The sequence below is a fragment of the Rhizobium sp. BG4 genome (genome assembly GCF_016864575.1).
Taxonomy (GTDB): domain Bacteria; phylum Pseudomonadota; class Alphaproteobacteria; order Rhizobiales; family Rhizobiaceae; genus Rhizobium.
This window is the reverse complement of sequence record NZ_CP044125.1, coordinates 2,952,959-2,967,684: the sequence shown is the minus strand read 5'-3', so window position 1 is coordinate 2,967,684 and position 14,726 is coordinate 2,952,959. Positions and strand designations below refer to the sequence as shown.

Below are 14,726 nucleotides of genomic sequence, written 5' to 3'. Positions count from 1 at the left end.
AAGGATCCATCATGTCCGTCATCTATTCCCGAGAAGTCGCCCGAAAGATTGCACGCCGCCGCGCCGGCCTTGGCTTCCTTGATCACCGCCGTCCCCGTCCCGAACCCATCAGCGGAATGCAGGATGCTGCTCTGCGTCGAAAGGTTCGCCTTCCGGAGGAACGCCTTGTTCTGGCTCCTGCGTCCGCTCTCGTTCCTTCACCGGCGTCCGCGCGCGTTCCGGCACCGGCACCTGGTGCCCGACGTGTCGTCTATGACCGGACAGCCGGTATCGCCAAGCGCAGGCCGCCATTGAAGAACATGAAGACGGCTCGCGGCTGGACTTACCACAAGGGCAACATCGTCTATCACGAAAGCGAGACCGAGCACCGGGTCGCGCTCCGCATCGGTATCCGCAACGACGTTGCCGAGCTGCACTCGCAGGCGGTGAAGTTCCAGCACTCGGACGACGACGGGAGGGAACACGACCACATCGCTGACTTTCTGGTCATCTATGACGATGGCTACAAGCAGGCTGTTCTCGTGAAACACGAGGAAAAGCGCGAGGAAATGGAAGCGCTCATCGAGCGCATCTACGCGGATCCGTCCTCCAGGCAAGTCGACGAGATCATTCTGCGGACCGAACGGTATGGCACGATCGAGGCTGCCGAGAACGCGATGATGATCCGCTGGTCGCGCGAGTATCACAATCAGCTCGACGTCGACGAACTTCTCAAGGTCGTGCTCGGTCTCAAGAGCGGCTGGTTCCGGTTCGGCTCGCTACTGAGGAACTGCTCCTCGATCGAGCGCCGGCGTGTGGCCGTCTGGCGCCTGATCGACGTCGGAGTTCTGTTCTCCCCGACTGGCGAGAAGATTACCGAACTCAGCTTCCTCGGTTTCGCCCCCGAGGGGGGTGCGACCGGACTTCGCGGCTGAGCCAGGGAGGCCTCTATGAAACCCACCGAAGGATACCAGCACCCCATCGCGGTAGATGGTGAACTTTATTGGCTCGCTGATGGGTACATCGATCACATCACCCGGCTGCAGCACGTGGAAGACGGCAGGTTCCTTGTTCTCACCATCAAGGAACTGACTACAGGCCTCACCAACGGATCGATCTGGTTCCCCGACAAACGTCGTCGCAACAGACGCAAGCGCTGACCTCACTGGGGCGCTGCCAGCGCCCCTCTGTCCCCTTTTCTGGAAACCCTACCGTGGAACACTATCAGCTCCCCAAGATCCTACAGCATCCGGTTCCGATGCTGTCCGATACCGACGTCCTGCGGATCGGCAACGAACGCTACGTGCCGTCCGGACGTCGTTTCGACGGATATCGGTTCATCAACGAGGACGATCCTGAAGACCGGTTCGTTCTGAAGTTCGACGACATCAACGCCCGCATTGATGCGGGGACGGCAAAAATCGCATACGGCGCGAAGAGCCCCGAACGCGAGTATCTGGAACTGCTGTTCAAGGGACGTCGTTTCGACGAACTCGGCGAAGATGCCAAACGCATCGCCAGATTACGCGAGCGCCTGTTTCTCGCGTACGACAAGGAATGCCTTCTTAACGGGCACAAAAACAGATCCAGCGACGATTTCGCCTCATGGATCGAGCCTGAATGGCGGAAGGTGCTCGGGCCTGTGCGGTCGGATTCCACGAAATCAATCTTCCCCCCGTCTGTCTCGACGTTCAATCGGCTCTACAAGCGCTGGATTAGGTACGAGCGCAATATCCTCTCGATCTGCCCGCGCTACAAGGCGCCGGGTAAAAGAACCCTCACCTACGAGGCCGAAAGCCTCGATTTCGCTACGAACGAAGCCCGTGGCTTCATGAGCCGGCTGAAGCCGCGCAAGAGCGACGTCTTCGAGACCTACAAGGCCCGTATCCATAAGCAGAACGAGGAACGCGCGGCCGGAGGCAAACTCCAGCTCCATCAGTACGGCAAGTCGAAGTTCTACGACATCATTGACTCCTTCCCGGCATTCGACGTGATGCAGGCGCGCGAAGGCCTCGAGGCAGCCCTCAGGCATTTCGCGCCTCACCTTCGGATGTATGACGAAACCTACCTCGGCCAGCGCCTCGAAATCGATGAGGTCCTGACCGATATGTCGGTCTACTTCGGTATGGCGGGAGTTCTCTCCGACCCCGGCCTCACGGACAAGCAGCGGAAACTTCTGAAGAAGATCCGCTTGTGGGTCGTTGTCATCGTCGATGTAGCCACACGCTACGTGCTCGCGGCCAAGGTCACGCCAGCGCCCAGCTCTCGCGCAACGCTCGAAACGCTGCGGCTCATGATGACGGACAAGACCTTCATCTCCGAATGCGCCGGCGCCGAAACGCCATGGATCGGAAAGGTCAAACCTTTCGGCACCATGTACATGGACCACGGTTCAGCCTTCCTGGCGGAGGACACCAGCGACGCACTCAGGGCGTTGGGCGTCGAGCCGACAAGACCTGAAACGGGCAACGCGAAGAAACGTCCGCATATCGAAAGCCTCTTCCATACGATCGGGCCTCTGTTCACGCAGTTCTTCGACGGACGCACTTTCCGGAGCATCGAGGAAAAAGGCGATTACGATCCGAGGGCGCACGCCTCGCTGGCCGCCTCGGAGTTCAACGAGATCATCATCCAAGGAATCTGCGATCTCTACCACAACAAGGGGCACGGTTCGCTTGGCGGTCAGAGCCCCACAACAGGCTGGTCGAGTGCATGGAAGGCTACGGCTGGATGCGCCCGCCGGCGCAGATGGACATGATCCTGGCCCTCGGAAAAAAGGACACTCTCAGCATCGGCCAGTACGGGATCGTGAAATACGGCATCCCTTACAACAATGACTGGCTCGTCGAGCAGCACATGGATCGCGGCGACAAGCCCTTCGAGATCGTCCACGACCTCGGCTATCTCAACAGCATCGTCGTAAAGGGCAACGATGGAGGCTGGGTCGAAGTCGAAACCCGCCTTGGCGACCTGCCGGCAGACCTGACCGAAGCGGAGTGGTCGGAAGCGCGTAGGGAGGAGCGCGCCCTGAAACGTGCGGAGACCGGCGAGAGCTACCCGATCATGCGCGATTTCATTTTGCGCAACCGCGAAAATGGCAAGGCCGCCACTTTGCGCGCCAAGCTCGACCCCGTCGAACTGACCCCGGCCAAGCAGGAGAAGCAGCGCAGGCAGCTGTTTCGTAACTTCGCCGTCACACCTGTTTCAGGAGCGCCGATCCGCTCGGACGCACCTGTCACCGCACCGCCCGACGATCTCCGTGGTGGCACCATCGGACGACCTCGTCCGGTGGAATTCGAACCCACGCCGATGCCCACCCAAAAAGTTTCCAAATTCGACCGCAGAAGGGATGACGACTGATGGCGAACCAGATCATGACCAATGAAAAGCTAAGCGCACTGCGGGCGAGCGTGCGCCTAAGATATATTGATAGTCCGATGGATAAGTTGGTGGACGATGAAGTCGACTACATCGCCACAAATATCAGAGACTTCGAGATGGGGGCGGCGTCTCCTCGACGGGGATTCATTGCGTACGGCCGGTCCGGGACAGGTAAGACGACGGCCATCAGGCAAGCAGTCGCTAAACGGCCCGAGTTTCAGCCGCGCATCAATGAGTATGGTGAACTCGTACCACGTGCGATCTATCTGAAACTTTCGAGCCAGTGTTCAAATGCTATCGATGTCATTCGAGCGTTGCTCGGGGAGATGAATCTCCCAACGGCGGGGACGAAGCCCGAGCTCGAGAACGAGCTTAAAATCCAGATTAGGGAACGCCAGATCAGTCTCATCCACCTGGACGAGCTTCAGCACGCCGTTCGATCGAACACTGCAAAGGCATTCGAGGCCATTCAGGATCTCGTGAAAGAAATGCTCAGTCGCGAAGACTGGCATCTGCACATGATCCTCAGCGGCATGCCTCGAATTAGTGAAATGCGCAAGGACGACCAGATTGATCGCCGGACATTTCCTCTCCCCTTCCATTGCATGGATCCTGACACGGACGATGCCTGGGTCGAGAAACTCCTCGTTGACACTGCTGTGAACTTCTGCGGCCTCACCCTGCATGACGAATTGCTGGACCCTAAGTTCGAGTTTCGACAGCGCCTTTGCCTCTCCATGAATGGCGCCTGGGGCAAGCTGATCGAATTCATTCAAGGCGCATCGTTCCGCGCGCTAGCGCGTAACCGGAGGGTGCTTACGAAGACAGATTTCGAACGCGAATTCGAACGCGCCCGGGGCCTCTCCGGTGAGGAAAACATCTTCATCGCAAGGGACTTCCGTGCCATCGACCTGTCGGACGTGCGGTTCGGGATGGAGGACTGACACGATGCCGCTTCCCGTCACTGTCGTCCACCACATCGATGAAACTCCCAAGAGCCTATGCGACCGGCTAAGCGTCGCCAACGGCTTCTCGTCTAATCGCATGTTCTCCACGATGACCGGCATCAAGACGCCCGAACTTGCGAAAGCGAACCCGGTTGCCATCAGCAAGCTGGCCAGATGGTCGGGCGAGAACGCGGCCGACCTCGCAAGGAACCGCGTCACTACCCGCCGCCGCCGGATGGACTGGCAACTGGGATTTGCGGTCTTTAACAAGCAGGCTCGCTGCGGTCGGCGCTTCCGGTACTGCCCGAACTGCATTGTAGATGACATTGCAACGGGAGACGGGCGTCCCGTTTCCCGGCCTTACGTGCGAGCCGTATGGTTGTCCCGAGCGATTACCAATTGCATTCGCCATCGTCGGCCAATCGTAGAGGTGACGCTCGCTCGCAAGACCGATGATAGCTTTTGCCGGTACGTAGCCACGAACGCCGGGAAGATCCAACAGGAAGCTGCATGTTCGGTGCCGACCCAATTTCTCGCAGTCGACGCCTACGCGCAGGATCGCATGATGGGGGTTCTCACTGAACCCTACCTCGATCGCTTCGAGACCCATGTCGTGGTCGATCTATGCGTATACCTCGGTAAATTCCTGAAGCGCCACCGGCCGGCCCTTGCGCTCATCCCGCAAGATCTTCGCACAGCCCCTCCCCGTGAAATCGGATTTCACTACGCCAAAAACGGCGAGCAAGCGATCCGCGAAATCGTGGTCGCGATCATTCGAAAAATTCGTCCCTCCGGCCAGCACAAATTCTTCTTCGGCGCTTTGGGTCGCTGGCTACGGAGCAATTCGGAGCAGGCCGAATTTGCCGAACTGGTAGCTCTTTTCCAAGACATTGCCGAACGCAATCTCCCGTTCGCGTCGGGCGACATGTGCTTCATTCCTGTGAGTCGACGCTATGTCCATAGCGTAGTCTCTGCCGGCATCGAATACGGCTTGCACGAGCAGCGCGTTGTGCAACTTTTGCATCAAGCGGGACTGGTAGAAGATCTGAAACTGTCTAACGGGCGGATCCACTTCGATGTCGAACACGCCCATGAGATTCTCGTCGCGGCAAGCAAGACCCTCACAAGCAGACAGGCACGTGAGGAATTGGGCGTGACCGAGGTCGTCATGACAGGGCTCCTCGAAAGAGGCTTGCTGGCACGCGTCGAGTTGCGGAATGAAACCCGCAACTACTCTCGCATCCGAAGAGAAGACTTGGACAGGTTCCGCAGCGTGCTCTTCGCCCATGTCGTCGTCAGCGATAGCAACCAGGCAGTCATTCCGATCAAGCGCGTCTGTCAGAACGCTGGTTGTGAGATCGTCGATGTCATTGCTGCAGTCATCGGCGGGCATCTCAGAAATGTTTTCATCGCACCGAATGACGAGCTGACAATTTCTTCATTGCGATTTGATCGTGACGAGGCACTCGCCTACCTTTCGAAGGTGCGCCCAACATTGAGTGTGTTGGCGGGACTCGCGGTGATGAACCAACGTGACGCATCGGCCTATCTCCGAGTTAAGCCAATGACGGTTCCATACCTGATCAATCTCGGTCTGCTCGACACCGTCGAGATCACCAATCCGTTCAACGGTCGTCTTCAGTCGGCAGTTACCGTGGAGTCGATGGATCGTTTCCAGATGGACCACATCCTCGTTTCCGAAGTGGCGGCGCTCCACGAAACCCATACGAATACAATCTTGGATCTCCTTGCCAAAATCGGGGTAAGACCGATCTACGAAAACTGTGGCAATGTGAGCCGATACTTCCTTCGGTCGGAAGTCTTGGACGCACCGATCCAAGTCCAGCGGTACAAGCGGAAATAGCGCTCGCTTCAACAAATTCGGACATCACAAGGCTCGCTTCGGCGGGCTTTTTTTTGTGTTCAGGTTCCGGGGGATGCCGATAGTCCTGAATCCAGGATCACACCTACGGCGGAAAAACGACCAACTTTGAATCGGGCTCAGAAATCGCATTGATAAGTCATTGTAAAAAAACGCTTTTTACACCTGAGATCGATTCTCAGGTGCAAACATATGCGGATTTATCACACCGCACGTCCGCCGTTGTTAAGCTTCAGTTAATACTCAAAAGCCATAACTGGGATCGACCCCGCAACTATCGAGTGCTTCGCAATGCCCGTGAGCGCCCTCTCCGTTCTCTCGCCAGATGCGCTGGACGACTATATCGATCTGAGGTCTGTGCCCAAGCATCGGTCTTTTGGCCAGAACGACACGATCGACAGGCTGCGCAAGGCCGTTCCCTTCGACTTCATTTTCATCTCCGGTCTCGATGTGGATCACTATCGCTTCGGACAGGGGTTCTCCATCGATACCGATTTGCCGCCCGCCTTCATCGAGGCCTATATGGGCGACAAGATCCCGCAGATCGATCCTTTTGTGCTTGCGGCAAAGTCATCGACGAAGGTGGTCGTCGAGAGCGAGGTCTACGCACATTGCGAGGTCCCGCAGCGGCTTCTTTACCTGCAGCGAACGTTCGGCGTGCACAATCGCACGATCGTACCGATTTTCCGCGATGACACCGTATACGGAGCCGTCGGCTACACGCGCCAGACGCCCTTCGATGACGACGAGCTCGGTTTTCTCGAATTTGTCTCCGAAGCGGTCCATACGGCATTTACCAAGCCATTGATGGAGCGCTATGCCGCAGAGCAGATGCGCCTTTCCAAGGGAGAGATGGCATGCCTCTCCCAGGCGAGCCTTGGCTTGACGAGCGAAGGCATCGGCAGGGCGACCGGTTATCAGCTGGAGACCGTCAACAGCTATATAAAGTCTGCCGCCAAGAAGCTCGGTGCCGCCAACAGGACGCAGGCCATTGCCGAAGCGATCCGGCGCCGACTTATTGCCTGATGCATTTCCACAATTCATAGGCTGCCAAACGGTCCATACGGCCCGCGTGGGAGAGCGCTATCCGGCGCTCACACTTTTCGTTCACCTTAAGGCTGAGCCTATTCTTAACGATGTTTTTCCTTCGCACCCCAGAAATGGGGTCCTGTTTAGACTTTGCTTTATCAGATTTACGAAATGTGAGGGAATGACCCCTAGTTTTGGGGTGTCCGGGCATCACTGCCTAGGCCGACATGATGTCGGCTATGTCCTGCTACGCATCGCGTGGGTTGCAGCCATAGGACGCCGCCTTTCAGGCATGCCGTCGTGACATCCAGCGCCAAAAGCCGCTGATTTTTCAAGGTGTTTACATGCGTCAGCTTCTCACTTCGGTGGCATTCGCCGCCGTCGCCCTCCTTCCCATGCCTTCATTCGCGCTGGATGCTCCCAAGGGGGATGTCATCCTGACGATCACCGGAAAGCTCGATCATCCCAATGTCGATGGTACCGCGCAGTTCGACCTGCAGATGCTAGAGGCGCTGCAAGGCCGCTCGGGCAGCATGGAGACGCCCTGGACAACCGGCAAGGTCGAATTCTCGGGGCCGCTTTTCCGCGCAGTCCTCGACGCTGCAGGTGCGCATGGCTCCGATCTCAAGCTGGTGGCGCTGAACGATTACGCTGCAGACGTACCTTTTGACGATGCCACGAAGCTCGACACGATGCTGGCGACGCGCATGGACGGCCAGGTCATGTCCGTTCGTGACAAGGGGCCCGTCTTCCTGGTCTATCCCTTCGACAAGGACGGCTCGCTCTATAACGAGAAATACTTCTCGCGTTCAGTGTGGCAGATCAAGGCGATCGAGGTGAAGTGATGCCCGACGGCGCCCGCGCAAACGGTGACGTGATCAGGAAGGTCAGCAAGGCGACGGCACTGCTCCAGGCCTTCGCGACCGTTCTTTTGATCGGGCTCATCTATCTGATGTCGGGTATCTATCAACGATACGAAGCTCTTCAGGATGGCGTGCGCGAGAACGCGCTCTGGTCGGTCTATCAGCTCGACCGGGAAGCACGCCGCCTGAATGAGGAAGCGGACATCATGCTTGCAACCGGCGACTTTTCGTTGGAAGCCGCCAAGGCACTTTCCACCCGATACGACATTCTATACTCGCGCATGAGCATCCTGAAGCGGGCGAATTTTGACCTGCGGCTTTCAGAGGACCCTCAACTTGAGGAGATCGTCAAGAAAATCGAGCCGCTGGTCATGTCCGAAACGTCATGGTTCGACGCCTTGGCAAAAGGAGCCGACGTCGACAGGGACCGGCTCCAGCATTTTGCCGACGACATGGCGCCGCTTGTGAAGAACACGGAAGCGCTGCTCACCCAGGTCAACAACAAGGTAAGCACCGACCGTGCCGAGGCGCGAGACGCGCTGCAGATGCTGCAGCTCAAGACCGGCGGGCTGACCGTGGTGCTTGCCGCCAGTGTCGGCTTTCTCGTGTTCAGCCTTCGGCGCCAGCTCAAGTCGGTTCGCTCGGCAGGCCTTGTTTTCGAGGGATTGGTGCGGGAGCTGCGTGAGGCCTATTCCAGCGCTGAAGCCGGCAATCGCGCCAAATCGCAGTTCATGGCGACCATGGGCCATGAAGTCCGCACGCCGCTGAATGCGATTCTCGGCACTGCCGAACTGCTGGAGCTTGGCGGCCTTCCGGAACGGACCAAGGCCGGCGTGCAGACGATCCGCCGGTCTGGCGAAGCCCTGCTTGAGATCCTGAACGAGATCCTTGATTTCGCCAAGATGGAAAGCGGCCGCATCGATGTCAGTCTGGCACCGGCAAACATTGTCGAGGTGATTACGAGCGCAGTTGAGATGATGCAGGATCGCGCTGCCGAAAACGGCGATACGCTTGTTGCCGACATCGACGATTTCGACGAAGCGGACTTGATCGTGACCGATGCCACGCGCATTCGTCAGGTCGTGCTCAATCTGCTCAGCAACGCGGTCAAGTTTACCTCCGGCGGCGCCGTCGTCCTCAAGATGACCAAGAGCATGGCGGATGGCGCACCGGTGATCCGGCTCGCTGTCAGCGATACAGGAATCGGCATCGATGCGGCAGGACAGGAAAAGCTCTTCAAGCCATTCTCCCAGGTCGACGCGACAATCGGCCGGAAATACGGGGGAACTGGCCTCGGGCTTACGATCTGCAAGGAAATCATCGACGCTTTGGGCGGCACCATAGGGGTCACGAGCGTCCGCAATGAAGGCAGCACCTTCTGGTTCGAAATCCCCGCAGAACCGGTCGCCCGGGGCCCGGAACGGGCGACCGCCAGCCGGTCATGCAGCATCGGCATCGATGATCTGCCACGCCTGCGGGTTCTGCTTGTCGAGGACAACGCCGTCAACCAGCAGGTCGCCGCCGGATTTCTTCGCCATCTGCACCAGGATTTCGTCGTTGCAAACGATGGCCTCGAAGCCGTGAAGGCAATGTCGGAACAGGCATTCGATCTCGTGCTGATGGATATGCAGATGCCGAACATGGACGGGATCGAAGCGACGCTGCAGATCAGGCAGATGAGCGCTCCGGCCTGCACCGTTCCGATTGTCGCCATGACGGCGAATGCGTCTGATGACGATCACCGCCTCTGCGTGGAAGCCGGGATGTCGGACTTTCAATCAAAGCCGCTGACACTGGCACAGCTTGCCGCGGTGATCGCGCAACAGAAGACGGGCGACGTGGCGGCGCTGCGTCCCCCCGTGGACGATGTGAGCGACATCAACCTGCGGCAGAAAGAGCTGACGGATGTCCTCGGAGAAGACGGCTTTGCCGAACTTCTGGACAGCTTCTTTTCGGATGCGGCTTCCATTCTCGGCGAACTGTCGCTCGCTCTGAAGGATGGCGATGCCAGGTCTCTGGACCGGATGCTTCACAGCCTGAAGGGCGCAGCCAGCAATGTCGGCCTTCAGGACATCGCCGACCGTGCCCAGCGGCTGCGGGAAGTCCCAGTTGATACAAATGAGCTGCTCGACATCAAGCGGGCGGTGGACACACGGCGGCAATCCTATGCCGCATAAGGAGCAATGATGCGGATCCTTCTTGTCGACGACAATCAGACCAATCTTATGCTGCTGACAAAACTGGTTGCGAAGCTTCCGTCCTGCGAACCCGTGCCGTTTCTGGACCCTTCCGATGTCCTCGCAGCAATGCCGAAGCTGGAATACGATATCGCGGTAATCGACTATCAGATGCCGGGCTACAACGGCGTTGAGCTGTTGCGCGAGATCGAGATGTTCGAGCGCTACAAGGGCAAGCCCGTGGTCATGATCACGGCCGATACCGACATGGCGACCCGCATGGCCTGTCTCGATGCCGGTTCGATCGATTTCCTGAACAAGCCGGTCAACCCGCTCGAATTCCAGGCACGAATGAAAAACCTCATCGCCCTTGTCGATGCGCGCAACAAGCTGGCCGACAAGGCGGAATGGCTGCGTGAAGAGGTCGAGAAGGCAACCTGCGAGATCCGCGAGCGCGAGGAGGAGATCATCGATCGCCTTTCGATCGCGGCCAGCTTCAAGGATGCAGAGACAGGTCTTCACACGAAGCGCGTCGGCGAATATTCGCAGCTCATCGCTCGCGCGCTCGGCCTTCCTGCCGAAGAATGCTCCGACATCCGCCTTGCTGCCCCCATGCACGATATCGGCAAGGTCGGCATCCCGGATGCGGTTCTGTTGAAAAAGGGTAAGCTCACAGAGCAGGAGTTCGCGGCCATGCAGAAGCACACGCTTCTCGGCTGCGACATCCTGCGCGAGTCAAAATCCAGCCTTCTCCAACTGGCCGCAACCATCGCCGCCAGTCATCACGAAAGATGGGACGGTCAAGGCTATCCGCGCCGCCTCGCCGGTCGCGAAATTCCGATATCGGGACGAATCGTGGCTGTCGCCGACAATTTCGATGCGCTGACTTCCGCACGGCCCTACAAGGAAGCATGGTCAGTGAGCCAGGCCGTCGACCATATCCGCGAGAAATCAGGCACGCAGTTCGATCCGCAATGCGTTCGCGCCTTTGAAGAGGCGTTGCCCGCCATTCTAGCCGCCCGTGAGGCGTTGCAGGATAGCTCGTCCGTCTTTCAGATGACGGCCTGACGCCTGCTCCGGTGAGCATTTGCTTCACGCAAAATCAGAAACGGCGCCCTACTCCCGGCGCCGCTTCCATCTCATCCCTCAGCAAACCTCAAACATCACACCGGAACACCGCCACATCCGTGTGGTTCCCGGCGAGCTCGATCGTTCTGAACCGCCCGGTCTTCCGCAGCGTCTCCGAGAGGCGCTCGTGGAAGAAAACGAGGTAGTTGCTGTCGACGTGGCCGTGGCGCACTTCGTAGCCGGAGATGATCAGGCGCTTGGCGGTGCGCGATGCGGCGAATTCGACGAGTGCGCGGTAGACCTCCGGGTCACCCTGGTGGATCAGCACTTCCATGCAGATCACCACGTCGTGCAGCGGGATGGTGTCGGCATGGCGCTTAAGGTCGAAGACCTGGAAGCCCCATTCCGGCTTTGAAGCCTTGGCGATATCGATCGCTTCCTGCGAGCGGTCGAGACCGAGATAGGTCTTGATATCGAGCGCCTTGACCACCTCAAGATCGCCCGAGCCGATATCGAGAACGCTGCCGAGCTGTTCGACGCCGTTGTCGATCAGCAGCTTGCGCTTGTAGATCAGGTTTTCGCCGCGCGAGCCGACGCCGGAGCCGCGTTGCGGATTGACCTTGTAGCGAAGGTTCCAGAACAGGTCGTTGCGGAATTCGGCGCGGATCAGCGTGTTCGCCTTGGTGAAGGCGTCATGCACCACCGGTTTCATGTCGCAGCGCGGCGAGAGCAGCCCTTGATCGTTCACGCAGTGCTCGTGATAATGCAGGATCCTGATCGGCTTGCCGGGCTCGGCATAGCCGTGGTGGCCGGGAACATGGCCGTAGTAATTGTAGTTCGAGCTCAGGGGCTCGTAGGCAAGGTTGCCGGCGGTGATCGTCAGCCACATCGCCACCTGATCGACATTTTCCGACCGACCGGCGCGCTGCAGCGGTTCCGGATTGGCAAGCAGCCACAGCGCCCATTTGCGCCACTCGGTCCGCACGGTGGAAAGAAGCGGCTTCGGAATGACATAGACGCCGCCGTTGCAATTGCCCCGGAAGGTTTCGTCCGTGCCGTTGTCAGCCGGCAATTTCGGGCCGACCGACTGCAGCTGTGCGGCACGGGCCACTTCGAGCAGAACCGGGATCGGCGGATTGGGCGTATCGACGACCTTCGCCTTCAGCGCCGTGCCGGTCGCGAGCTCCGAGAGATCGCCGAGTGCCATCGTGTCCGCGTCGAGCAGCACGAGATAGTCGAAATCCTCCTGGCCGAACGGATCGAGCTGCGAGATCTTGTTGCAGTATTTCTTGTCGCCGAAGGCTTCGAGGCGATGCGTGCGATATCCCTTTTCCGAGAAGATCAGCACCAGATCGTCCGAAACGCTCGGCGTGAACTGCACATGGATATCGGCAGGCTTGGCACCGGCAAACTCGACGAGCGACTTGGCGCAGTAATAGGCCTGGAACACGAACTTCGGATGATTGTCGACCGCGATCGAATAGGCGACCTTGGCCGATTTGCCGGGCTGCGCAATCTGTACGCCGCCGACGGGTACTGCCCGCTGTGCATCGACGAGCGCCAGCAACCTTGCGATTTCCCGGTCTTTCGCCTCGATGATGCTGCCACCGTTTCTGAGGAGATCGTAGGCGTTCTGCCGCGGCGGGATGACCTTGCCGAGGAGTGCGGCGGCATCCAGCTTGACGCGGCGGCCCGTTATTTCCGCCTGGAAGGCTTCTTCGAGCGCGAGGTACCTGGCGCAGCTATCGTCCGACAGCGGCATGCCGGCGGCGCGCGTGGCGATCGCCAGGAACTGGCGGATATCCATCTTCAGCGCAGGCTGCGGCTTCTCGCAGAAGGTCAGCGCCGACAGGGCATCATAGAGGCCGCGGAACAGCAGATAGCCGAGCTCGATCGTCTCGCCCGCAACCCATCCGAGATTGACGAAGCGGATCGCCTCGCCATCGAACATCATGTTGCGGGGCGTGGCATCCAGCAGAGCCCCGGAGACCGGCGCGCTCGCATTCAGCCGCGCATTGCGCGCCAGGCCCGCCTCTTCCTTCACCGCATCCCACCAGACCTGCGTCCAGCTTTCGAGGTCTGACAGCGGCCAGTTGTTGCGCCCGACGATATATTGCAGCTCGTCCTTCCACCGCCGTCCGGCAATCAGCGGCTCGCGCTTCAGCTGGACCGCGAACCTGGCATCGGCAGGCGCCCCGCCCTCGGCCAGCAGCTTCTTGCGATCGCCATAATAGCCCTCGCCGTCCTTGCCGAACTCGACGACCGTGCGGTATTGCGGCGCCCGCGGCAGGCCGTAGTGATAGCCGAAGACGCCATCTCCGGCGATTTCGCTGGCAGAGGAGACGACGAGGAACGAGTTCGCCAGTTCGCCGGCCAGGCCGTTGCGAACCACCGCGCTCCAGGCAAAATCCGTCGTGAATGTCTTGACCGCCGGCGTCTGCGCGTCGGCCTTGCCTGCCGCGTTGATGAGGCCGGAGAAATCCACCGGCATATCGGCAACGAAGGCATCGCCCCTGAGAACAGAAACCGGCAGCTTGTAATCCGGATAGGGATACCACCATTCCTGATGCTTGAAGCCGGCGCGGCCGATGCGCTTGCCGAGCTCCGCCTTGCCGAAGGTGACGACGCCGCGCGACATGTAGCGATCTTCGATGCCGAGCATCGGCTCGCCGAGATGATCTTCCGGGAAACCGGCGAAATATTTCAGGCCGAGCTGGTTCTCGATGGCGACGATCAGCACGCCATCGGGCTCGAGATAGCGCGCCGCATGTTCGAGCATGAGATCGACGGGATCGCGCCCCTGCTCCTTCGAGAAGAAGACGCGGGCATATTCCAGGACGCCGATCAGCGTCACGGTCTTGAATTTGCGGTCGGAAGCAAAATCCTGGAAGGGATCGACGACGACGCTGACATTGTCGAGACCGCGGCAACGCTCGGCGGCAATCGAGGCCCGGCGGGGGCTGCCTTCGAGAGCGACCACCTCAAGACCGGATTCGCCCAGGAACCGCGTGACGGCACCGCAACCGGCTCCGATCTCCAGAACCGGGCCCTGGATGTGCTTCATGATCGGGCGCAGCAGATTGGCGCGCTCGGAGCTCAGATGATAGAGCGAGGCCCAGTCGCTCACCGCATTCTGGATTTCCGCCGAGAAGATCGACCGGTCGCGCGCATTGCGGATGGTATTATAAAGACGCGTCTCTATTTCATCGCCATCGGAATAGGAAAAAGGCCGGCTATTGCCCGGGCGGCGCCACACATTCTCGTCCTGGCTGTATTCATAGGACGACATAAATTCCATCTTCATTCAACCAGCCCTGCTTTATCGAATTGAACCTGACGCACTCTACGAAGGCGCCGCCCGCACGATCGGATGCCAGCCTCTATCGACTCGGCACCCGTT

General features: G+C 59.2%; 11 protein-coding genes. 10 read left to right on the top strand and 1 reads right to left on the bottom strand.

Annotated elements, in window-relative coordinates; all coding sequences use genetic code 11:
* Nucleotides 1-11: 11 nt before the first annotated feature.
* The 10 genes from F2982_RS14865 to F2982_RS14820 all read left to right on the top strand — a co-directional run bounded on the left by F2982_RS14865 (nucleotide 12) and on the right by F2982_RS14820 (nucleotide 11,326).
* On the top strand, nucleotides 12-914 hold the full coding sequence (locus tag F2982_RS14865; protein WP_203428268.1) for a hypothetical protein: 903 nt from the start codon (nucleotides 12-14) through the stop codon (nucleotides 912-914).
* Between the two features lie 15 nt (nucleotides 915-929).
* Nucleotides 930-1,139, top strand: a complete 210-nt coding sequence (locus F2982_RS14860) for a hypothetical protein (RefSeq protein WP_203428267.1) — start codon at nucleotides 930-932, stop codon at nucleotides 1,137-1,139.
* A 53-nt stretch (nucleotides 1,140-1,192) separates the two neighbouring features.
* Nucleotides 1,193-2,737, top strand: a complete 1,545-nt coding sequence (locus F2982_RS14855) for a hypothetical protein (RefSeq protein WP_203428266.1) — start codon at nucleotides 1,193-1,195, stop codon at nucleotides 2,735-2,737.
* Nucleotides 2,692-3,339 carry a hypothetical protein gene (locus F2982_RS14850; RefSeq protein ID WP_203428265.1) on the top strand — a complete coding sequence of 216 codons (648 nt, stop codon included), beginning with the start codon at nucleotides 2,692-2,694 and terminating at the stop codon, nucleotides 3,337-3,339. The genes F2982_RS14855 and F2982_RS14850 overlap by 46 nt, the downstream gene beginning before the upstream one ends.
* Nucleotides 3,339-4,304, top strand: coding sequence for an ATP-binding protein (locus tag F2982_RS14845; protein ID WP_203428264.1), 966 nt, complete (start codon nucleotides 3,339-3,341; stop codon nucleotides 4,302-4,304). The genes F2982_RS14850 and F2982_RS14845 overlap by 1 nt, the downstream gene beginning before the upstream one ends.
* 4 nt (nucleotides 4,305-4,308) lie before the next feature.
* On the top strand, nucleotides 4,309-6,171 hold the full coding sequence (locus tag F2982_RS14840; RefSeq protein WP_203428263.1) for a TniQ family protein: 1,863 nt from the start codon (nucleotides 4,309-4,311) through the stop codon (nucleotides 6,169-6,171).
* Nucleotides 6,172-6,480: 309 nt separating this feature from the next.
* The gene (locus F2982_RS14835) at nucleotides 6,481-7,215 is read left to right on the top strand and encodes an autoinducer binding domain-containing protein (protein ID WP_203428262.1); all 735 of its coding nucleotides are present in this window, start codon (nucleotides 6,481-6,483) and stop codon (nucleotides 7,213-7,215) included.
* Between the two features lie 347 nt (nucleotides 7,216-7,562).
* A complete protein-coding gene (locus F2982_RS14830) occupies nucleotides 7,563-8,063 on the top strand; it encodes a molybdopterin-dependent oxidoreductase (protein WP_203428261.1) in 501 nt (166 codons plus the stop codon).
* Nucleotides 8,063-10,258 (top strand): ATP-binding protein, encoded by a 2,196-nt coding sequence (locus F2982_RS14825; RefSeq protein WP_203428260.1) that lies wholly within the window; start codon nucleotides 8,063-8,065, stop codon nucleotides 10,256-10,258. The genes F2982_RS14830 and F2982_RS14825 overlap by 1 nt, the downstream gene beginning before the upstream one ends.
* Before the next feature lie 6 nt (nucleotides 10,259-10,264).
* Entirely contained in the window at nucleotides 10,265-11,326 is a 1,062-nt protein-coding gene (locus F2982_RS14820) for an HD domain-containing phosphohydrolase (protein WP_246777454.1), read from the top strand.
* Between the two features lie 88 nt (nucleotides 11,327-11,414).
* On the opposite strand, the gene F2982_RS14815 is transcribed toward F2982_RS14820, so the two are convergent.
* The gene (locus tag F2982_RS14815; protein WP_203428259.1) at nucleotides 11,415-14,630 is read right to left on the bottom strand and encodes a class I SAM-dependent methyltransferase; all 3,216 of its coding nucleotides are present in this window, start codon (nucleotides 14,628-14,630) and stop codon (nucleotides 11,415-11,417) included.
* Nucleotides 14,631-14,726 lie beyond the last annotated feature (96 nt).